20 protein-coding genes and 1 riboswitch are annotated in these 19,453 nt (G+C 39.6%); of the genes, 15 read left to right on the top strand and 5 right to left on the bottom strand.

The genetic code is table 11. The annotated features are described in order from the left end of the window. Nucleotides 1-83: 83 nt before the first annotated feature. The 7 genes from C7E02_RS06100 (at nt 84) to C7E02_RS06070 (ending at nt 6,345) form a co-directional block, all read left to right on the top strand. Entirely contained in the window at nt 84-278 is a 195-nt protein-coding gene (locus C7E02_RS06100; RefSeq protein WP_005337026.1) for a small, acid-soluble spore protein, alpha/beta type, read from the top strand. A 126-nt stretch (nt 279-404) separates the two neighbouring features. Then, nucleotides 405-1,082: a WecB/TagA/CpsF family glycosyltransferase gene (locus C7E02_RS06095; RefSeq protein WP_005337028.1), complete on the top strand. Its 678-nt coding sequence runs from the start codon at nt 405-407 to the stop codon at nt 1,080-1,082. 134 nt (nt 1,083-1,216) lie between these two features. Next, on the top strand, nt 1,217-2,305 hold the full coding sequence (locus C7E02_RS06090) for a PucR family transcriptional regulator (protein ID WP_005337030.1): 1,089 nt from the start codon (nt 1,217-1,219) through the stop codon (nt 2,303-2,305). A 17-nt stretch (nt 2,306-2,322) separates the two neighbouring features. After that, nucleotides 2,323-3,009 (top strand): cell division ATP-binding protein FtsE, encoded by a 687-nt coding sequence (gene ftsE / locus C7E02_RS06085; protein WP_005337032.1) that lies wholly within the window; start codon nt 2,323-2,325, stop codon nt 3,007-3,009. After that, complete coding sequence (gene ftsX, locus C7E02_RS06080) at nt 2,999-3,907, top strand: permease-like cell division protein FtsX (RefSeq protein ID WP_005337034.1); 909 nt, start codon at nt 2,999-3,001, stop codon at nt 3,905-3,907. The genes ftsE and ftsX overlap by 11 nt, the downstream gene beginning before the upstream one ends. A 33-nt stretch (nt 3,908-3,940) precedes the next feature. Continuing rightward, nucleotides 3,941-5,074, top strand: a complete 1,134-nt coding sequence (locus C7E02_RS06075; RefSeq protein WP_005337036.1) for a murein hydrolase activator EnvC family protein — start codon at nt 3,941-3,943, stop codon at nt 5,072-5,074. Between the two features lie 74 nt (nt 5,075-5,148). Next, on the top strand, nt 5,149-6,345 hold the full coding sequence (locus C7E02_RS06070) for a S41 family peptidase (protein ID WP_044911722.1): 1,197 nt from the start codon (nt 5,149-5,151) through the stop codon (nt 6,343-6,345). Nucleotides 6,346-6,420: 75 nt separating this feature from the next. Here C7E02_RS06070 and C7E02_RS06065 read toward each other — a convergent pair whose 3' ends face one another. The 3 genes from C7E02_RS06065 to C7E02_RS06055 all read right to left on the bottom strand — a co-directional run bounded on the left by C7E02_RS06065 (nt 6,421) and on the right by C7E02_RS06055 (nt 9,053). Then, nucleotides 6,421-6,921 carry a hypothetical protein gene (locus C7E02_RS06065; RefSeq protein WP_029730730.1) on the bottom strand — a complete coding sequence of 167 codons (501 nt, stop codon included), beginning with the start codon at nt 6,919-6,921 and terminating at the stop codon, nt 6,421-6,423. Further along, a complete protein-coding gene (locus C7E02_RS06060) occupies nt 6,914-7,840 on the bottom strand; it encodes a PucR family transcriptional regulator (RefSeq protein ID WP_005337041.1) in 927 nt (308 codons plus the stop codon). Before C7E02_RS06060 ends, C7E02_RS06065 begins: the two co-directional genes overlap by 8 nt. A 103-nt stretch (nt 7,841-7,943) precedes the next feature. Next, entirely contained in the window at nt 7,944-9,053 is a 1,110-nt protein-coding gene (locus C7E02_RS06055; protein ID WP_005337043.1) for an ABC transporter ATP-binding protein, read from the bottom strand. Between the two features lie 493 nt (nt 9,054-9,546). On the opposite strand from C7E02_RS06055, the gene pyrF reads away from it, so the two are divergent. From pyrF to C7E02_RS06040, 3 genes are read left to right on the top strand one after another with little or no spacing between them, the layout of a single operon-like run. Continuing rightward, the gene (gene pyrF, locus C7E02_RS06050; protein ID WP_005334472.1) at nt 9,547-10,473 is read left to right on the top strand and encodes an orotidine-5'-phosphate decarboxylase; all 927 of its coding nucleotides are present in this window, start codon (nt 9,547-9,549) and stop codon (nt 10,471-10,473) included. 1 nt (nt 10,474) lies between these two features. After that, on the top strand, nt 10,475-11,260 hold the full coding sequence (locus C7E02_RS06045; RefSeq protein WP_005337045.1) for a dihydroorotate dehydrogenase electron transfer subunit: 786 nt from the start codon (nt 10,475-10,477) through the stop codon (nt 11,258-11,260). Continuing rightward, a complete protein-coding gene (locus C7E02_RS06040; RefSeq protein WP_005334469.1) occupies nt 11,260-12,162 on the top strand; it encodes a dihydroorotate dehydrogenase in 903 nt (300 codons plus the stop codon). The genes C7E02_RS06045 and C7E02_RS06040 overlap by 1 nt, the downstream gene beginning before the upstream one ends. 238 nt (nt 12,163-12,400) lie before the next feature. On the opposite strand, the gene C7E02_RS06035 is transcribed toward C7E02_RS06040, so the two are convergent. Then, nucleotides 12,401-13,624, bottom strand: coding sequence for a chloride channel protein (locus C7E02_RS06035; protein WP_105309074.1), 1,224 nt, complete (start codon nt 13,622-13,624; stop codon nt 12,401-12,403). Between the two features lie 172 nt (nt 13,625-13,796). Further along, nucleotides 13,797-13,869, bottom strand: a riboswitch (Fluoride riboswitch). 294 nt (nt 13,870-14,163) lie between these two features. Then, the gene (locus C7E02_RS06030; RefSeq protein ID WP_242978760.1) at nt 14,164-15,102 is read right to left on the bottom strand and encodes an Abi family protein; all 939 of its coding nucleotides are present in this window, start codon (nt 15,100-15,102) and stop codon (nt 14,164-14,166) included. Between the two features lie 576 nt (nt 15,103-15,678). On the opposite strand from C7E02_RS06030, the gene pyrE reads away from it, so the two are divergent. The 5 genes from pyrE to C7E02_RS06010 are packed head-to-tail and all read left to right on the top strand — an operon-like array spanning nt 15,679 to nt 19,424. Then, nucleotides 15,679-16,359 (top strand): orotate phosphoribosyltransferase, encoded by a 681-nt coding sequence (gene pyrE, locus C7E02_RS06025; protein WP_005337048.1) that lies wholly within the window; start codon nt 15,679-15,681, stop codon nt 16,357-16,359. A gap of 11 nt (nt 16,360-16,370) precedes the next feature. Beyond that, on the top strand, nt 16,371-16,523 hold the full coding sequence (locus C7E02_RS19375) for a hypothetical protein (protein ID WP_005334464.1): 153 nt from the start codon (nt 16,371-16,373) through the stop codon (nt 16,521-16,523). Between the two features lie 56 nt (nt 16,524-16,579). Beyond that, nucleotides 16,580-17,044, top strand: coding sequence for a VanZ family protein (locus tag C7E02_RS06020; RefSeq protein WP_005337052.1), 465 nt, complete (start codon nt 16,580-16,582; stop codon nt 17,042-17,044). Next, nucleotides 17,028-17,375, top strand: coding sequence for a DUF6142 family protein (locus C7E02_RS06015; RefSeq protein ID WP_005334460.1), 348 nt, complete (start codon nt 17,028-17,030; stop codon nt 17,373-17,375). Before C7E02_RS06020 ends, C7E02_RS06015 begins: the two co-directional genes overlap by 17 nt. After that, a complete protein-coding gene (locus C7E02_RS06010) occupies nt 17,376-19,424 on the top strand; it encodes an aminopeptidase (protein WP_029730720.1) in 2,049 nt (682 codons plus the stop codon). The last annotated feature ends 29 nt before the right edge of the window (nt 19,425-19,453 follow it).

Genomic DNA, 19,453 nt, shown 5'->3' with positions numbered 1-19,453 from the left:
TTTGGCGAATAAGAAATACAGATGTGTTAACAATACTGGTGTAGAAAAATATGTTTCGGTCATAGGAAGGAAAGGAGTTTGCCATGGCAAAAAAGAAGGATACACCAGTTCGTCTGGATCAGCTTACAGAAGAAGAGAAGATGAAATATGAGATAGCCGATGAGTTAGGACTTTTAGATAGGGTTATGAAAGACGGTTGGAAATCGTTGTCATCAAAAGAAACCGGGAGAATTGGTGGAATACTTGCCAGAAAAAGGAAAAATCGAAGTAAGAAGTAACAAAAATATTACAAAAAATATTACGAATATTAACAAATGTGAACATTTTACAAGAAACCTTGAAAAACAAAGGATCGTTTGCTATAATCGAACAGCTACAAGATGTTGACAAATATGAGTGAGATTATGAGCAAAAAGATAAGTGTTTTAGATATATCCATTGATAATTTTACAGCAAAAGAAGCTATGCAGGAAGCGCTTGCTTATATGGAATCGGATCTGGTGAGTGTAATCGAACTTGTGACGATAGAAAGTCTTATGGAACTGGGAACAGAGGCTGAGTTAAAAGAAGAGATCGAGAATTTCGATCTTATACTGGCTGGTAACAAGACAATTCTGGAAGCAGCAGAGATTACAGATCACAAGTGTTTGCGAGAGACGCAAGATAAGACATTTTTAAAGATGTTTTTAAGATATCTGGCAAGAAAGCATAAGCGGGTATATCTTTTGGTGGAATCGGAAGAAGAAGGACAGAAGATGTTCGGACATTTTGAAGAGTATTACAGAGGGACCCAGATTGTAGGTATGGCGAAGGTATCTGCAAAGAATCGGGCAGATGATATGCTGATCAATGCGATTAATGGCGAGGAAGTAGATTGTGTCTTGTCGGCACTTTCTTCACCGCTGCAGGAAGAACTGATTTCCAAGAATCGTAATGTAATGAATGCAAGAGTATGGCTTGGACTTGGAAAAGATGGAATTCCAGTGGCGGCGAAAGGTATTGGTGGGGGCAGAATCGGTCAGTTTTTTATGAAACAGATTTTTAAGAAGGAAATTGAAAAGAGTAAAAAAAGAGGAAACTAACAAAAAAACTGTAGTTTTCTCTTTATTTTTTTGTTAAAATATATTAATATAGAATTTGAGAATATGCTCTTTTACTAAAAAGCGGGGTACTTTGTTGTGAAAAATGCATATTGATATGAGTGGAGGAGATGGATATGATATCTAATCAGATACTTCAAAACACAATTGAAGGATTGAAAGGAATTACAAGAATTGACTTCTGTGTGATGGACACAGATGGAAAACCGCTTGCAAGTACGATGACAGAACAGGAGAATTATGAAGAAGAAGTGCTGGCCTTTGTGGATTCTCCGGCAGATAGCCAGGTTGTGCGTGGATATCAGTTTTTTAAGATCTTTGAAGAACATCAGTTGGAATATGTGCTGTTGGCGAATGGTGGCAGTGATGATGTGTACATGGTTGGAAAGATTGCAGCATTTCAGATCCAGAATCTGTTAGTTGCATATAAGGAGCGTTTTGACAAGGATAATTTCATTAAGAATCTGCTTTTGGATAACCTGCTTCTTGTAGATATTTACAATCGTGCCAAAAAATTACATATTGACACAGAAGTGCGTCGTGTTGTATTTATAATTGAGACGGATCATGAGAAGGACAGCAATGCTCTTGATAACGTACGTAATCTTCTGGGAAACAAATCAAAAGATTTTGTGACAGCAGTAGATGAGAAGAATATTATCATTGTGAAGGAACTTGAGCTTGAAGACGGGCACAAGGAACTTGAAAAGATGGCGAACGGTTATCTGACACTGTTGAAAGATAATGGGGAAGAAGACGCCCTGATCGCATATGGTACCGTCGTACATGATATCAAAGAAGTATCTAAGTCTTATAAAGAGGCGAAACTGGCGCTTGATGTAGGTAAGATATTCTTCAGTGAGAGAAATGTTATTGCTTACAGTGCGCTTGGAATCGGAAGATTGATTTATCAGTTGCCGATTCCACTCTGTAAGATGTTCATCCGTGAGATTTTTGAGGGGAAATCGCCAGATGACTTCGACGAAGAGACATTAGCAACTATTAATAAGTTCTTTGAGAACAACCTGAATGTATCAGAAACATCCAGACAACTGTATATTCATCGTAATACGCTTGTATACAGACTGGATAAACTTCAGAAGAGCACAGGACTTGATCTTCGTGTGTTTGAGGATGCCATTACTTTTAAAATCGCTCTTATGGTAGTGAAATATATGAAGTATATGGAATCGATGGAGTATTAAATAATTAGGAGGAAACTATGATCGAATTAAAGGACGTAACCAAAGAGTACTCGAAGGGAATCTCTGCGCTAAATGGCATCAACCTTAAGATCGAGCAGGGCGAATTCGTATTTATCGTAGGTGACAGTGGATCAGGTAAGTCAACACTTATCAAATTGATCATGAAGGAGCTGGAGCCTACATCAGGTACTATTATTGTGAACGGACATAATCTGGGTCGCATGCGCCATAGAAAAGTCCCGATGTACCGAAGAAATATTGGAGTAGTGTTCCAGGATTTCAGACTTTTAAAGGATCGTAATATCTATGAGAATATTGCTTTTGCACAGAGAGTTACAGAGACCTCTGCAAGAGTGATCAAGAAAAAAGTACCGGCAGCATTGTCACTGGTGGGACTTGCACAGAAGTACAAAGCATTTCCAAAGGAGTTATCCGGTGGAGAGCAGCAAAGAGTAGCGATTGCAAGAGCAATCGTGAATGAACCGGCGATTCTTCTCGCTGACGAGCCTACAGGAAATCTGGATCCGACAAATTCATGGGAGATCATGAAGCTTTTGGAGGAGGCGAATGACAGAGGAACTACCGTTTTGGTCGTAACTCATAATCAGGAAATTGTAAACGAGATGAAGAAGCGAGTTGTTACGATGAAAAAGGGAGTCATTGTAAGCGACGAGAAAAAAGGTGGGTATAATAATGAAAATTAGTACTTTTGGATATTCTATGAAGCAGGGTGTCAAGAACATAGGGAGAAATAAGATGTTTTCCATTGCATCTATTGCGACTATGTCAGCTTGTATTTTCCTGTTTGGCCTGTTTTATTCTATTGTTATGAATTTTAATTATATCGTACAGAAGGCAGAAGAGGGAGTTGCCATTACGGTATTTTTTGATCAAGAAGCAACACAGGAACAAAAAGATAACATTGGAGCTCAGCTTAAGAATGAAGACGGAGTATTAAGCGTCACTTATGTGAGTCCTGATGAAGCATGGGCAAAGTTCCAGAAGCAATATTTCCAGGGATCAGAAGAAGCAGCAGAAGGATTTAAAGATGATAATCCGCTTGCAAATTCTGATAACTATGAAGTATATATGTCTGATGTTTCCAAACAGAAAGATGTAGTAAGTTTTGCAGAAAGCCTGGATGGAGTCCGTAAAGTCAATAAATCAGATGTCGTTGCGAAGACGCTGACCAGTGTAAATAAACTGGTAGGTTATGTATCAGTTGCCATTATTGGAATTCTGTTAGCGGTATCTATTTTCCTGATCAGTAATACAGTTACCATGGGTATTACTGTCAGAAGAGAAGAGATAGCTATTATGAAATATATCGGAGCGAAGGATGGATTTGTCCGAGCACCGTTCGTGTTTGAAGGATTGCTCATCGGAGCAATCGGAGCTGTGATTCCACTTGGAATTCTGTACTTAGTATATGAGAAGGCAATTCACTATATTCTTGAGAAGTTCCATCTTCTTCAGAATATCATTAATTTCCTTCCGGTCACACAAGTATATAGAACACTTTTGCCAGTAGGAATTCTTTTGGGAGTGGGAATCGGCTTTGTAGGAAGTTTCTTTACAATCAGAAAACATCTGAAAGTATAATAACATACGTACTGAATTGATAAGGGGGTACATATGATAAAGGGGAAGAAAATTATCAGTGCTTTACTGATCGGTACATTATGCCTGGGGATGTCGACACAAGTAGGAGCTGCCGAGATTGATGACACGAAGCAAAAGGCTGAAGAACTTCAAAAACAGAAGGAAGCGGCAGAATCGGAACAGAAGTCACTGGAAACGCAGCTTATGGCAATTGTTTCGGAGATGGAAGATACGAAAAATCAGATTTCTCAGAAGGAAGAAGAGCTGGGGCAGAAAGAAGAGGAGCTTTTTGAGGCTCAGGCTCAGGAAAATGATCAATATGAGAGTATGAAAAAGCGTATCAAATATATGTATGAGAATGGAAATACTAAATTTGTTGATATTTTATGTCAGTCAAAAGATATTAGCGAATTTTTAAATAATGCAGAATATATTTCCACTATATCATCATATGACAGAGAACAATTGGTGGCATATCAGCAGATTCGCAAGAAAGTTCAGGAACAGCAGGCTGCACTGGAAGAGGAGTATGCAAAACTAGAAGACTTGCAGAATGATCTGATTGCAAAGCAAACGAATGTCGAGAGCTTGAAAGCAAGCAAGGAAAGCGAGATTTCAAGTATCAGCGGAGAGCTGGAGCAGACGAATCAAAAGCTTGCAGAACTGCAGGCGGCCGCAGAAGAGGCGGCAAGAAAACAGAAAGAAAAAGAAGCCGCAGCTGCAGCAGCAAAGAAGAACAATAATAGTGGAAGTGCGGGAGGAGCTGTAGTCAGCGGAAATGGAATGTTTACGCATCCTTGTCCGGGATATAGTCGTATTTCCAGCACATTTGGATATCGTAATGCGCCACTTGCCGGGGCCAGTACAAATCACAAAGGAGTTGATTTTGCAGCATCAACTGGAACACCGATTTATGCGGCAGCAGCCGGAACTGTAACTTCAGCAGGTTACAGTGGTAAGGCTGGAAATTTGATTATTATTAACCATGGAAATGGACTTCTGACTTATTATATGCACTGCAATACAATTTTTGTATCAGCAGGACAGAAGGTCAGTAAAGGACAGAATATCGGGCAAGTAGGAACAACAGGAAACTCTACGGGACCGCATCTGCATTTTCAGGTGATGAACAATGGAACACCGGTAAATCCGATGAATTACTTGTAGAAAAATAAGCCTCTGGCAGGATTGCAGAGGCATTCTTGAATCAAATTGAATTTAAGACAGACGGGACTAAAAATATGAAAAATAAAAAAGGATTTTTACAGGGGGCGCTTTGTGGCGCCCTTGCCATGTTATTGGCAGCAGGACTGGTATCATGTGGATTAAAAGCAAAAGACAGCAACAGTGGAGAGAAAGATACAACAGAAGCAATCAGTTCAGAGACCGATAAAAAGCTGGAAAAACTGGAATCTTTGATTAACCAGTATTATCTGAAAGATGTAGATCAAGATGAACTTCAGCAGGGAATTTACGAAGGATACATTGCCGGATTGAATGATCCGTATTCTGTATATTATGATGAAGAAGCTACGAAGAGTTTTCAGGAATCTACAGATGGAGAATATGACGGTATTGGTGCGGTGATGTCGCAGAATAAGGAGACTGGAATCATTACCATCAGTCAGGTATATGAAGGTTCACCTGCAGAACAGGCTGGAATGAAGGATAATGATATTCTCTATAAAGTAGAAGATGAGGAAGTGACAGGAAAAGATCTGACAGAAGTCGTCAGTAAGATAAAAGGAGAAAAGGGAACGGATGTTAATTTGACAGTTCTTAGAGGTGACGACAGAGAAGAGGTTGCAGTAACAGCGACCCGCGATACGATTGAGTATCCAACAGTAAGCTCTAAGATGCTGGATAATGGAATTGGGTATCTTAGAATTACAGAATTTGATTCCGTGACATACGACCAATATAAGAATGCCTATAATGACCTGAAAAGCCAGGGAATGAAAGGAATGGTCGTAGATTTGAGAAGTAATCCAGGCGGAAGTCTGAGTATTGTGTGTAAAATATTAGATGAGATTCTTCCAGAAGGAAAGATTGTATATACTCAAGACAAAAGCGGAAAAGAAGAAGACTTTACATCAGATGAAGAGCATCAAATCGATATTCCAATGACTGTTCTTGTAAATCAATATAGCGCCAGTGCTTCTGAGATTTTTGCAGGTGCGATTCAGGATTATGATCTGGGTGCAATTGTGGGAACGCAAACTTATGGAAAAGGTGTTGTACAGCAGATCTTTGATTTGAAAGACGGAACTTGTGTGAAACTTACAATTGCCAAATACTTTACGGCAAAAGGTCAGGACATTGATGGAAAAGGAATTACACCGGATGTAGCAATTGATTATCAGGCAGATGAAAACAATCCGGAAGCAGATAATCAGTTGAATAAAGCAATTGAAACTCTACAGGGAGAGATGCAGTAAGCAGCTCAATTGGGGACATCGTTAATCGCAGATGGGGACGTAGTAAACTTTTAAAATGCTACGTCCCCAATTAAGTTAAAACTGTGAAAATTTTGATCCCATCCACGGCCGGATTCCGGCAATCATTTCTTCGTCAGGCTCAATCAGAATATGATACATCTGCTGATTTAGAAAAATAATGATGGAATAAATTGCCGCATTTCCCTCTCCGGAAGTATAATCGCAGGTTTTTACTGGCTTAAAAGAAGCAAGCTTACTGGATCCTTTTGGGGCAATCATTTCAGCTTCTTTGATATCAAAAGAGCAGAGTTCTTTTCTTTTTGACTTGCTGTAAATTGCGGTGATATCCAGTTCATGGTTGACCAGTGAATACTCATACTCAACACTAAGATTTGGGAAAATGTAAAAATAAGCAGTAACACCAAGTACTACAGCGATGATAATAGACAGAAATCCTAGAAACAGAGCACCGATCGTTAAAAATAAAATTATGAAAACTACAACGATGATGCGAATAACTAACGGATTTCCTTTTTGTTTTTTTGTTATAAGTTGTTCATGAAAATTATCATTCATGTGAAACATTCCTTTCTGATTGTAAGTAATTCAGTATCATAATCGCAATTTTAAAGGTCATAGCGTCCTCGAACTGACGAAGGTCAAGACCTGTTCTTTTTTCGACTTGTTCCAGTCGGTAAATAAGTGTATTGCGATGCATATGAAGCTGTCGTGCAGTTTCTGCAATGTTCAGGTTGTTCTGGAAGAATTTGTCGATGGCAGCTAAAGTGTCCTTATCTAAATGTTCGGAAGTTATATCACCGAATATCTCAAAAAGAAAATCTTCGCAAAGTTTTTCGGGCAACTCGTGAATCAATCGTCCAAGCCCTAACTTGTTAAAAGGAAATACAGATTGTTCTGAATAAAAAAGTTTACCAACTCTCAATGCAAGCGCAGTCTGTTTATAAGCAGAAGGCAGGGCGTGCAGATCGGGAATAAGATCGCTGTAGGCAATCTGTACATGAGTCAGCGCTTCCATACTCAGAGTATCGATCATGGTATGTGCCAGATCGTGAATATCTTTGAATGTGCAGCCATCTTTTACCGGATAAAGCATTGCAAGTTGAAATTCATTTACAGGAACGAGATATATTTTCTCTTGAAATGGAAACAACTGTTTCAATACTTCTGTAACTGTTTCATCCATTTTTTTTGAGGATTCGAGCAAAAAAAGATAACGAGGTTTTACAGCACGAATATGTAATCTGGCGGCACGTTCCCTAATCTCGCAATCCTGTGCAGTACCTGTCATGAGATTTAACAAAAAATAATTCTTGTTATACTTCTCTTTATAAGCAGCACAAAGAGAACGAATCTGCCGGATTGACTCGTCTATCTTCTCTTTGGAAGCTTCCGGTTGTATGTGAATATCCAAAGCGATGCCGGTTGCCCGTGTAAGTTCTTCTAATGCTTTGGAAAGTTCCTGAGATTGCTCCATAAAAATAACCCTCTTTTGCATAAATTAGAAAGAGCTGCACCTTCGTACAGCTCTTTCATTGTATCTTCCATAACAGTAGAACCGTTATTGTTATTTTATACGATTAGTTTGAAATCGTCAACTCTGTCTCTTTGTCGAAGATATGGATCTTGCTCATGTCAAATGTGAAGGAAGCTTTATCTCCGCTTCTGAGCTCGGTTCCGGAACCAACTCTTGCAGTTACCTGAGTTCCTGCAACATCGAAGTATAAGAATACTTCAGCTCCAAGAAGCTCATATACGTTAATTGTAGAGTGAACAGTACCTGCATTCTCACCTGTAAATGTAGCTGCAACATGTACATCCTCCGGACGGATTCCGAGGATAACTGTTTTTCCGGCATATCCTTTATCGATGAGAGCCTGTTTTTTATCAGCTGGCACTGGAAGCTCATGTCCACCAACAGAAAGTGTAACATCAGATCCATTAACCTTAACTTCAGCATCTAAGAAGTTCATCTGAGGTGATCCAATGAATCCAGCTACGAACAGATTGCATGGTTTTGTATAGAGATTTTGAGGTGTATCTACCTGCTGAACAACTCCGTCTTTCATAACAACAATTCTTGTACCAAGAGTCATAGCCTCTGTCTGGTCATGTGTTACATAGATAATTGTAGCACCTAAATTCTCATGCAGTTTTGCAATCTCAATACGCATCTGAACACGAAGTTTTGCATCCAGGTTTGAAAGAGGCTCGTCCATAAGGAATACCTTTGGTTTACGAACGATTGCACGTCCCATAGCAACACGCTGTCTCTGTCCACCGGAAAGAGCTTTTGGCTTACGGTCAAGAAGTTTCTCAAGGTCGAGGATTCTTGCTGCCTCGCGAACTTTTTTGTCGATTTCGTCTTTTGGTACTTTACGAAGCTTCAGTCCGAATGCCATGTTGTCATATACTGTCATATGTGGATAAAGAGCGTAGTTCTGGAATACCATAGCGATATCTCTGTCTTTTGGCTCTACATTATTCATTACTTTTCCGTCAATCTTCAGTGTACCGCCGGAAATATCCTCAAGACCTGCGATCATACGAAGTGTTGTTGATTTTCCACATCCGGAAGGTCCAACGAAGATGATGAACTCTTTGTCAGCGATTTCAAGATTGAAGTCTTTAACTGCCTGGAATCCATTAGAATATACTTTCTGGATTCCCTCTAATGATAAACTTGCCATTTTGTGTAATCCTCCTTAAAGAAAATAAATAGTTCTCTTGTAATCTGATATCAGTATAGAACAAACGGGAGGGAGGTACAATGTAAGCAGTGACTAAAAAATTGGTGAAATGATGTACATTTTGACTAGTTGAATCTAATATCTTATTAAATATTGTCAGAACCGTACTACATATCTCCCAGCATTCATCTGTTCTCCATACTCTGAGCATTCTAATGAGCCATTTAAAGCAAACATCATGTTCGCATGAGTGCTCCATGATGTTTATGTCTCATTTTCATAGAGTATAAGTCAAACAGATGAAAGACTGGGAGATTTTATATGCGGAAGGATTTGATATTTTGTTTTATGATAAAATATTAGATTAACTGTTTAAAATGCAAAATGCAAAGAGGGATTGATTTCTTGTCAAGTGAGCTACTAGTGTGGTAAAATAAATTAAATATGTAATTTCTAACAAAAGTAATAAAGATAGAAGCAGGAGGATGAGATTGTGATTAATCAGTTAATTGCGAATATTAAGAAGACGGGCGCGCCGATCGTGGTTGGTCTGGATCCAATGTTAAAATATATTCCGGAGCATATCCAGAAGAAGGCGTTTGCTGAGTTTGGTGAGACACTTGAGGGAGCTGCAGAGGCTATATGGCAGTTCAATAAGGAAATTGTGGACAAGACTTATGATCTGATTCCAGCTGTGAAACCTCAGATCGCTATGTATGAGCAGTTCGGTATTCCGGGACTTGTTGCATTTAAGAAAACAGTAGATTACTGTAAATCAAAAGGATTGGTTGTAATCGGAGATATCAAACGTGGAGATATCGGATCAACCTCTTCTGCTTATGCGGTTGGACATATTGGTAAGGTGCAGGTAGGAAGCAAGACTTACGCACCATTTGATGAGGACTTTGTGACAGTCAATCCATATCTTGGATCTGATGGTGTGAATCCGTTTATAGATGTATGCAAAGAGGAAAAGAAAGGTCTTTTTATCCTTGTTAAGACTTCTAACCCGTCAAGTGGAGAGTTCCAGGATCAGATGATCGACGGACGTCCGCTCTATGAGCTGGTCGGTGAAAAAGTTGCACAGTGGGGAGAAGACTGCATGGGTGACGAGTACAGCTACATTGGAGCAGTTGTCGGAGCTACTTATCCGGAGATGGGGAAAGTACTTCGTAAAGTGATGCCGAAATCTTACATCCTTGTGCCGGGATATGGTGCACAGGGAGGAAAAGGAAAAGACCTGGTACATTTCTTTAATGAAGATGGACTTGGAGCAATCGTAAACTCTTCTCGTGGAATCATTGCGGCATACAAGCAGGAAAAATACGCAAACTATGGTGAAGAAGCATTTGCAGATGCATCCAGAGCAGCAGTAGAGGACATGGTTGCTGATATTAGAGGCGCATTGGAGGCAAGATAAGATGGCGGATAAGAAAAAAGAACAGGCAATGGTTGTTTCTCAGGAGCAGATCGCTGATGGGATTTTCAGTATGTGGATTCATACAGAGGCAGCTCAGAGCGCCAGACCTGGACAGTTTATTTCTATGTATACAAAGGATGCGACAAAGTTATTGCCTCGTCCGATCAGTATCTGTGAGATTAACAAAGAAGACAGTCGCCTTCGTGTTGTATACAGAGTGACTGGAGAGAATACAGGAACAGAAGAATTTTCAAAGTTAAAAACAGGAGATGCAATCCCGATTATCGGACCTCTTGGAAATGGATTCCCGTTTGAAGCGGCTGAAGGAAAGAAAGTATTTCTTATGGGTGGAGGAATTGGTGTACCACCGATTCTGGAACTTGCAAAACAGATGAAATGCGACAAAAAACAGATTGTCGCAGGCTATCGTGATGCACAGACATTTTTAAAGGAAGAGTTCGAGCAGAACGGTGAGTTATACATTTCCACAGAGAATGGAAGTGTCGGAACAACGGGAAATGTTATGGACGCAATCCGTGAAAATGGACTGGAAGCGGATATGATCTATGCCTGTGGACCGACTCCTATGCTTCGTGCGATCAAGCAGTATGCCGAGGAACATAAGATTGTATGCTATATATCTCTGGAAGAGCGTATGGCATGTGGAATTGGTGCCTGTCTTGGCTGTGTGTGCAAGACAAAAGAGAAAGATGCCCACAGCAATGTGTGCAACAAGCGAATCTGTAAAGATGGTCCGGTATTCCTTGCTACGGAGGTGGAAATCTAATGAATATGAATGTAAACATCGCCGGAGTAGAATGGAAGAATCCGGTTACAGTAGCATCTGGAACATTTGGTTCCGGAGAAGAATTTTCTGAATTTGTGGATCTGAATAAACTGGGAGCTATCACGACAAAAGGTGTAGCTGATGTGCCATGGGCTGGTAATCCGACCCCGCGTGTGGCAGAAGTTTACGGCGGTATGATGAATGCAATCGGACTTCAGAATCCTGGAATTGATCTGTTCTGCGAAAGAGATATTCCTTATCTTCAGAAGTATGACACGAAGATTATTGTAAATGTATGCGGTCATGCACCGGAAGAATATTTCAGAGTTGTAGAACGTCTGGCAGATGAGCCGATTGATATGATGGAAATCAATATTTCATGTCCAAATGTTAACGCCGGATTTCTGGCATTTGGGCAGGATGCAAAGAATGTAGAGAAGCTTACCGCAGATATTAAGAAAATCGCAAAACAGCCGATCATTATGAAGCTGACACCGAACGTAACAGATATTACTGAGATAGCAAAAGCTGCAGAAGCGGGTGGAGCAGATGCAATTTCTTTAATTAATACATTGACAGGTATGAAGATTGACATCAACCGCAAGACATTTGCGTTGGCAAATAAGACAGGAGGAGTGTCAGGTCCAATCGTGAAACCGGTAGCTGTGCGCATGGTATATCAGGCAGCACATGCAGTCAATATTCCAATCATCGGAATGGGCGGAATCGCAAGTGCAGAAGATGCAATTGAGTTTATTTTAGCAGGAGCGAGCGCAGTATCTGTCGGAACAGCAAACTTCCATAATCCTGCAGTGACTATGGAAGTCATTGACGGAATCGAAGCTTATATGAAGAAAAACGGCTTTGAGAACGTGGCTGATATGGTTGGCATTGTGGAGTAGTTTGAAGTCGGACACAAGCGAGATTTGTGGATGATGTTAATTACATCAGATATCAAATGATGGGATATAAAATATAAAAAATGGTACAGTCCTTTCAAGCATTACATTTCTGGAAAGTTGAAGGTTTGTACCATTTTTGTTTTCAAAGAGTTTAATCAATATCCTGATTGGTATCTTGATCATTATCTAAAATGGTCAGGACGGTTCTTTTTTGAATTTGTCACGGATATGCATGCCTTTATTCCTCAAACCGGCATAATGCTTTCTGCTGTGCCCCGTAAATAGAACGATTTCCGCCTACCAGATAGGCAATGATGCATACCAGCACCAAAGGAATGATGTTCTGACTGCCGAAGACCTCAAGGCCAATCAGAATCGGGGCAAACAGGGTATTGGTTGCACTTCCGAAAACTGCGGCATACCCCAGGGCGGCACAAATTACAGGTGGAATACCAAGAAGTAATCCGAGGATAATTCCGAGGGAAGCACCGATGGAAAATAAAGGTGTGACTTCACCACCCTGGAAACCAATTGCCAGTGTGAAAATCGTAAAAAGTAATTTTAAAATCCAGTCATATCCGTAGATCGTTTCTCCGGCAAATGAAGCGGAGATCAGATTGGTTCCCAGTCCGGTATAGCGTCCGCTGTGGATTGCAAAAAGGAGGATTGCAAGCGGAACTGCCAGGGTAGCGATCCGGATAAAGGGATTGGAAATCTTTTCGCCGAACAATTTCTTGGCTTTCTGTAAAAGAGCAGAAAAGAATCTTCCTGTAAGACCGAAAACTACTCCAAGAATAATCAAGATTAAAACATCTCTGCTGCCGGAAATGTTCCAGTTTTCCGTAATATTTACTGCAAATTTTTCAAGCCCAAGCATATGTGAGGTCATAGAGGCAGTATATGCTGCAATCAGAGCCGGGAGAAGTGCGTCATACTCCATATATCCGGCAACAATCACTTCCATAGCAAAAAATACAGCCGCCAGCGGGGTCTGGAATAAGCCGCCGAATCCTGCTGCCATACCGGTGATGAGCATGACCGGTGTTTTTTCTTTTATATGAAGTCTGCGCCCTGCTTCATGTGAAATCGTAGCACCAATCTGTACGGCAACACCTTCGCGACCGGCACTGCCGCCAAAAAGATGTGTGATCCATGTGCAGATCATAACTAATGGAACAAGCGCCAGTGGAATTTCTTCTCTTTTTTTCTGCCCTGTTTCAAAAATCAGTGACATGCCTTTCAGGCTCAGACTGCTGAAATGCTGATATAACCAGATGATCAGAAGTCCCGTCAGTGGAAGAAATGGAAGCAGGAATTGATAATGGGCGGTGCGAAAGACAGAAATTGCTAACAGTCCCCGGCCAAATACAGTATCTACAATTCCTACGCATATACCTACAATTAATGCGAGAAATGCATATTTAATCTGTAAAATCAAATGTTCTTGTTTTTCCTTTGTCATTGTAAACTCCTTTTTTGATAAGAATAAAGAATGTGCCTTGGCACATTCTAGCGCCTGCGGTGGTTGCTTGCAACATCATCATTGTACGCCGCAGTGCACATCTTGCCGGAGGCTTTTATATAATCAGGAAATGAAATTTCCTAATTATATAAAAAAAGCTGGTAACTCTGTGTAAATCACAGAAGTCATCAGCCATTTGGCGGTTTCAATCGTAATTGAGGGAGAACCTCATTCCCTGTCTGAGAGTATAGCATTTAGAAAAGTAAGTTGTCAATGTGAGTTTCAGTTACAAATTGAAAACTCAAATAAATCTAAAATGAATTTTTAAGTTTATAGTGAGATTGAAAAAGTATTAGTGTACATGATATAATGCAAATTATTGACACGAGCGGTAGGTATTGTTGGGAAAATAAAAAGTGGAGCCCACGCACGGAACTCCACCGGCTACGGATATCGCAAGTTTCTGTAGCATAACTGTATGTACAATATCATCATTCAATTTATAAGTCAATGAACTGTTGATATAAGCATAGGTTAAATTATATTTTCCTGTATCGACTGATTTTCTCCCAGTTAGCAGGAAAACCCATATTATCAAGAAGTTGTTCCTCGGTAAGATGAGGACACTGTTTAAGTACAGATTTTATAAGTTTTGAAAGAGTAGCTTTGAAGTGTTTGAATTCATCATTGCTTATCAAGTAGCGTAAAGCAATTACGACTGCGAATAAATCCTGCTTACCACATACATAATGATTATTGACAACTTGTATTTTTAGTTTTTTATGTAAGAGAGTGTCTGGTATTGTCTCATTAATTTTAAAGGAAAAGAGGCGTTCTCCATGAGCGCATACATTTCTACAACGTGCAAGTACGTTAATAAACTGATGTAATTCACGTTCAGTAACATTATCAAATTTCTGGCTGATTTTATATTGTACATCATTGGTGATGTATTGGTACATTTTAGATACTTGTCCAAATGTAAATGCATTCATAGCAACCCATAGAGGTACATTTCCGTAAGTATTGGCATGATGTGCAATATATGTATACCTGCTTGGCAACGCAATTACCTTTTTCATGGAGTTGACCAGTCGGTTAACATTGGAATAATTCCTTTTGGTCAATGCGTAGTTGTGAATATCAAGATATTCAGTATCTTGTTCTCCATATTTTTCGCAAAAGTAATATGAGAGCAGAGATTTGATGTGTCTTTCAACATGCAGGATATATTTTAGAAAGAGAGAACGAAGTTCTTCATCAAAATAGTAAAAAGCAACTAATTCATCAAATGTTACTCCATACTTGTATTTCTGTGATGGTGTGTGCTTGAATAGCTGTTTATATCCACCAATAAGAGAGTAGTAGCTGAGATGTTCTAAAGTCTCAGTAGCTGTTGCAATATCAGAAACAATAAGACCTTTTTCCTGCTGAAGCTTATTTAATTGTTGTTCATATGTGAAAAATGTCTTAAGCATAGGGTGTTTCCTTTCTAAACAGGCATAAAAAAAGTGGAGCCCACGCATGGAACTCCACCGGCCACGCGCCTCGCAAGCTACGTAGCACAACCACTATAGATACTATACCATTGATATCCTGTGATGTCAAACGGTATTTTTTTCTAGTGGTATTAATAGTTTATGCGTTTCTGTGTGTAATATTCTTACTTTGTTTAATTCTGGCATTCAGTTGATGTTTGTATTAAAAAAATATAATATTTAAAATTAATATAATCATCATAACATAAAACAAACATATATTCTATAATTTTTTGCTGCTTTTTGAAAAACAAAGGAGTGTTATTGAATGCCAGTAGAATCTGCGAAGATGTTTCTAGTAGGAAACGGAGAGAGGTTGGTAATGCGAATATGTTGTTATGTGAGTTCATCAATGTGAGTTTCAGTTACAAATTGAAAATGTTTTGGTGTTATGGTAAGATAAAGAGAAGTAAAGGACAACTGCCGGTTGCAGTACATTTGTAATAATATAAGGCAGTTTCCTGAAAAAGAACGTATCAGGTATATGCACCTGTAGAATATGGAGGAAGAATAACAATGGAAGCTTACAAACAGGAATTTATTGACTTTATGGTAGAGAGCGATGTGCTCAAATTTGGAGAATTCACATTAAAGAGTGGAAGAAAGTCCCCATTCTTCATGAATGCGGGAGCATATGTGACTGGTTCACAGCTTAAGAAGCTCGGAGAGTATTATGCAAAAGCAATTCATGAGACATATGGAGACGACTTTGATGTACTGTTCGGACCTGCATACAAGGGAATCCCGCTTGGAGTTGTAACAGCAATCGCTTACAGTGAATTATATGGGAAAGAGGTTCGTTATTGTTCTGATCGTAAGGAAGAGAAAGATCACGGTGCAGATAAGGGAAGCTTTCTTGGAAGCAAGTTAAAAGATGGTGACCGTGTGATTATGATCGAGGACGTAACAACTTCCGGAAAATCTATGGAAGAGACTGTTCCGAAGGTAAAGGGAGCTGCTGATGTTACAATTGTAGGACTTATGGTATCTTTGAACCGTATGGAAGTTGGAAAAGGCGGAGAAAAATGTGCCCTTGATGAGATCAAAGACCTGTATGGATTTGAAACAGCAGCAATTGTAAGTATGGCAGATGTAGTAGAGCATTTGTATAACAAAGAGTGTCAGGGAAAAGTTGTCATCGACGATACATTGAAGGCAGCAATCGACGCATACTATGAACAGTACGGTGCAAAATAAGGAGAAGCTATATGAACGAGAAGGCATATAAGACAATGAGCCTTGCAGGTGCGGCCGGAATCACAGTTGGGATCATTGTGATGGTCACAGGCGTGGCTGCAGGAATTATCTCCATTGTCAGCGGAGCAAAGTTATTAAAAGACAAAAAAGGACTTACGTTTTAAAATCTGATAAGATCAGAGAATAAGACATTTGATTGGACGGAAAGGAAGCAATATTTTTGAATTCCAGAAAAAGAAAGGCACTCAGAGGACTTGGAAAAGTATTATTTGTCCTTTACATCGGGTTCCTGATATATTTTCTTATATTTTCCGACTGGTATGGCAGAACGGGCGAGATGCAGGAATACCATTATAATCTCGTCCTGTTCAAAGAAATCAAGAGATTTTGGCAGTACCGGCATCAATTGGGATTTTTTGCCATGTTCACGAACCTGTTTGGAAATGTAATTATATTTATACCATTCGGGTTCTTTTTACCTATGGCAAGCAAATATCGTAGCTGTTTTGCTACACTGTTCTGGAGCTTTGGATTAAGCTTGTGTGTAGAAATATTTCAGCTTCTTACGAAAGTCGGAAGTTTCGACGTAGATGATATTCTACTCAACACGATCGGAGGAGTGGCAGGTCATATTATATTTGTGATCTGTGTAGCAATAAGGAGGAGACATGTTCGGAAAAGATAAGAAAAAACGAAGCAGACGTGTAAATACAAAATATGGCCAGAAGACTTTGAAACATGCGAGAAAGGGAATCCAATCCTGCATGATGGCTGTGCTTTGTGCAGTGATTTTAATTGTGATGATTCTTGTGTCATTTCTGATGAAGGGAAATGTAAATATAATCGTAGGATTTCTTTGTTTTGCACTGCTTGCACTGGCAGTTTATGGATTCAGACTCGGACTTCGGGGTCTGAATGAACGAGATAAGAAATACATAACCTGCAAAGTCGGAATCGGGGTAAATGGATTGGTTCTTGCAGGAGTTGCAGCAATATTTATCAGGGGGCTTGTGTAGATGACAGAGATGAGATATGAATTAGCAATCGAGAGAATTGAGAATATAAAGGGTGAAAATACAGTCAGTGAAAAATACCGGGATTATTTCCGGACACTGGCTGATTTTGCACTTTTAGTTGATAAATTAAAAGAAAAAATTGAAAATGGTGAGTATTATAAGTTTTCAATTGAAGAATTAGAGTGTTGGAATACACATTTGTATGATGACGTGCTTGGAGAGCATTATAAGACAAGTTATGCCAATCCGGCATTTGCAACAGAAAAATTCGGCATAGAATACGGCCGGCTTTTGAGTTTTCTATATACAGAACTTCGTGGTGTGATTCCATATGCATTTGAAAAGAAAACAGAATATCTAGATATTTTGTTTGAATTATTCATTGAAGTTTATAATCAGTTTGAGGAAGAAAACGAGCCGGAATATGAGCATGTGAGACAGACGATTTATTGGTATGCCAGCGATTATTGTGACGTATTTTTGGCAGACCGCATCAAAGAACAGATTGACCCGGAAGATAATTTTGCTGCGGACCTGATTATGAACAGTGATTTTAATGATGTGCGTTATCTCTATTATTACGGAGAGTATGTCAGTGAAAACGAGAAGCGCACTGCCATGCACCTGAATGAGCTGCCACTTGAGACAATACAGAAAATGGCAGATGTGTATACAGAAGGTTACCGGATTGGATTTGTAAATACAGGCAAGAATCTGTCAAAGAAAGCAACAGTCAATATTCGCTATACGCTTGGGTTCGAGCGGGTGATTCGGATTGCTATTGAGAATTTTCGGAAAATGGGACTAAAGCCGACGATTTACCGTGCCGGTGTCAGTGTCCTTACAAAGAGGCAACATTTGAAAATCGGATATTACGGAGGTATTGCAAATAAGCAGTACGAGTATGACCACAAGGACGATCAGGCACTGATCTTAGATCGTCAGTTCATGGAACGGAAGCTGGAAGTCATGCGCACAACTTACGAACAGTATAAAGACCTGGCAAGACGTCATGCAGGTCCGGCATGCATGGAGACATTTGGCGAGGAGCCATTTACACCAGTGTCAAAATCAGAGGCGGTAAAACTTAATGATAAGCAGAAGGAAATCTCGCTTGAATATGACAGTAAATCCAGTCAGATTGTAAATAGCTATATTCCAGGAGACGAGAGAAGTTTCACAATCGTAGCGTATCCTGTTCCGGAGATTGGAGATCAGTACGAAGAGATTTTTGATGAGATTATCAAGATCAATACATTAGATGCAAAAGTTTATGAGAAGGTTCAACAGACCATTATTGATGCATTAGATCAGGGAACAAGTGTGCACATTCTTGGAAACAACGGTAACCATACAGATCTTCGGGTGCAGCTTTATAAATTGAAAGATCCAAAGAAGGAGACGATTTTTGAAAACTGCGTGGCAGATGTTAACATCCCAGTGGGAGAAGTTTTTACATCACCGGTTCTGGAAGGAACGAACGGGGTTCTTCATGTAAGTCAGGTTTACCTGAATGAACTATTATACAAAGATCTGGAAGTAACGTTTTCAAATGGAATGGTGGCAGATTACAGCTGCAAGAACTTTGAACATGAACTGGAGAATAAAGAATACTTTTTAGATAATGTTCTTTATCGTCACCCAACATTGCCGCTTGGCGAATTTGCAATCGGTACGAACACGACTGCGTATGTAGCAGCGAAGAAATACAATATTGCCGATAAGATGCCAATTCTGATCGCCGAGAAAATGGGACCGCATTTTGCAGTTGGTGACACATGCTATAGCTGGGCAGAGGACATAAAAGTTTACAATCCAAATGGCAAAGAAATTGTGGCAAGAGATAATTCGGTATCCATTCAGAGAAAAGAAGACGTCTCAGCAGCATATTTCCATTGTCATACAGATATTACGATTCCTTATGAAGAATTGAAGAGTATTACCGTAGAATGCGCGGATGGAAAAGAGATAGAAATTATCCGTGACGGAATATTTGTGCTTCCAGGTACAGAGATTTTAAATGAACCATTGAAAAATTCTAATAAATAGGGTATGATTTATTTGTTGAACTTATAAGA

The sequence above is a fragment of the Dorea sp. Marseille-P4042 genome (assembly GCF_900290215.1).
GTDB lineage: Bacteria > Bacillota > Clostridia > Lachnospirales > Lachnospiraceae > Dorea > Dorea formicigenerans.
Note: the sequence above shows the minus strand (reverse complement) of the source record. Positions and strands in the feature narration are given on the sequence as shown.

What these genes read in the sequence shown, in the direction of transcription:
- C7E02_RS06075 (WP_005337036.1), top strand. Translation starts at nt 3,941, where the DNA reads ATGATAAAGGGGAAGAAAATTATCAGTGCTTTACTGATCGGTACATTA.
- C7E02_RS19375 (WP_005334464.1), top strand. Translation starts at nt 16,371, where the DNA reads ATGAACGAGAAGGCATATAAGACAATGAGCCTTGCAGGTGCGGCCGGA.
- C7E02_RS06030 (WP_242978760.1), bottom strand. Translation starts at nt 15,102, where the DNA reads ATGCTTAAGACATTTTTCACATATGAACAACAATTAAATAAGCTTCAG.
- C7E02_RS06015 (WP_005334460.1), top strand. Translation starts at nt 17,028, where the DNA reads ATGTTCGGAAAAGATAAGAAAAAACGAAGCAGACGTGTAAATACAAAA.
- C7E02_RS06100 (WP_005337026.1), top strand. Translation starts at nt 84, where the DNA reads ATGGCAAAAAAGAAGGATACACCAGTTCGTCTGGATCAGCTTACAGAA.
- C7E02_RS06055 (WP_005337043.1), bottom strand. Translation starts at nt 9,053, where the DNA reads ATGGCAAGTTTATCATTAGAGGGAATCCAGAAAGTATATTCTAATGGA.
- C7E02_RS06040 (WP_005334469.1), top strand. Translation starts at nt 11,260, where the DNA reads ATGAATATGAATGTAAACATCGCCGGAGTAGAATGGAAGAATCCGGTT.
- C7E02_RS06065 (WP_029730730.1), bottom strand. Translation starts at nt 6,921, where the DNA reads ATGAATGATAATTTTCATGAACAACTTATAACAAAAAAACAAAAAGGA.
- C7E02_RS06060 (WP_005337041.1), bottom strand. Translation starts at nt 7,840, where the DNA reads ATGGAGCAATCTCAGGAACTTTCCAAAGCATTAGAAGAACTTACACGG.
- ftsX (WP_005337034.1), top strand. Translation starts at nt 2,999, where the DNA reads ATGAAAATTAGTACTTTTGGATATTCTATGAAGCAGGGTGTCAAGAAC.
- ftsE (WP_005337032.1), top strand. Translation starts at nt 2,323, where the DNA reads ATGATCGAATTAAAGGACGTAACCAAAGAGTACTCGAAGGGAATCTCT.
- C7E02_RS06010 (WP_029730720.1), top strand. Translation starts at nt 17,376, where the DNA reads ATGACAGAGATGAGATATGAATTAGCAATCGAGAGAATTGAGAATATA.
- C7E02_RS06095 (WP_005337028.1), top strand. Translation starts at nt 405, where the DNA reads ATGAGCAAAAAGATAAGTGTTTTAGATATATCCATTGATAATTTTACA.
- C7E02_RS06035 (WP_105309074.1), bottom strand. Translation starts at nt 13,624, where the DNA reads ATGACAAAGGAAAAACAAGAACATTTGATTTTACAGATTAAATATGCA.
- C7E02_RS06090 (WP_005337030.1), top strand. Translation starts at nt 1,217, where the DNA reads ATGATATCTAATCAGATACTTCAAAACACAATTGAAGGATTGAAAGGA.
- pyrE (WP_005337048.1), top strand. Translation starts at nt 15,679, where the DNA reads ATGGAAGCTTACAAACAGGAATTTATTGACTTTATGGTAGAGAGCGAT.
- C7E02_RS06045 (WP_005337045.1), top strand. Translation starts at nt 10,475, where the DNA reads ATGGCGGATAAGAAAAAAGAACAGGCAATGGTTGTTTCTCAGGAGCAG.
- C7E02_RS06070 (WP_044911722.1), top strand. Translation starts at nt 5,149, where the DNA reads ATGAAAAATAAAAAAGGATTTTTACAGGGGGCGCTTTGTGGCGCCCTT.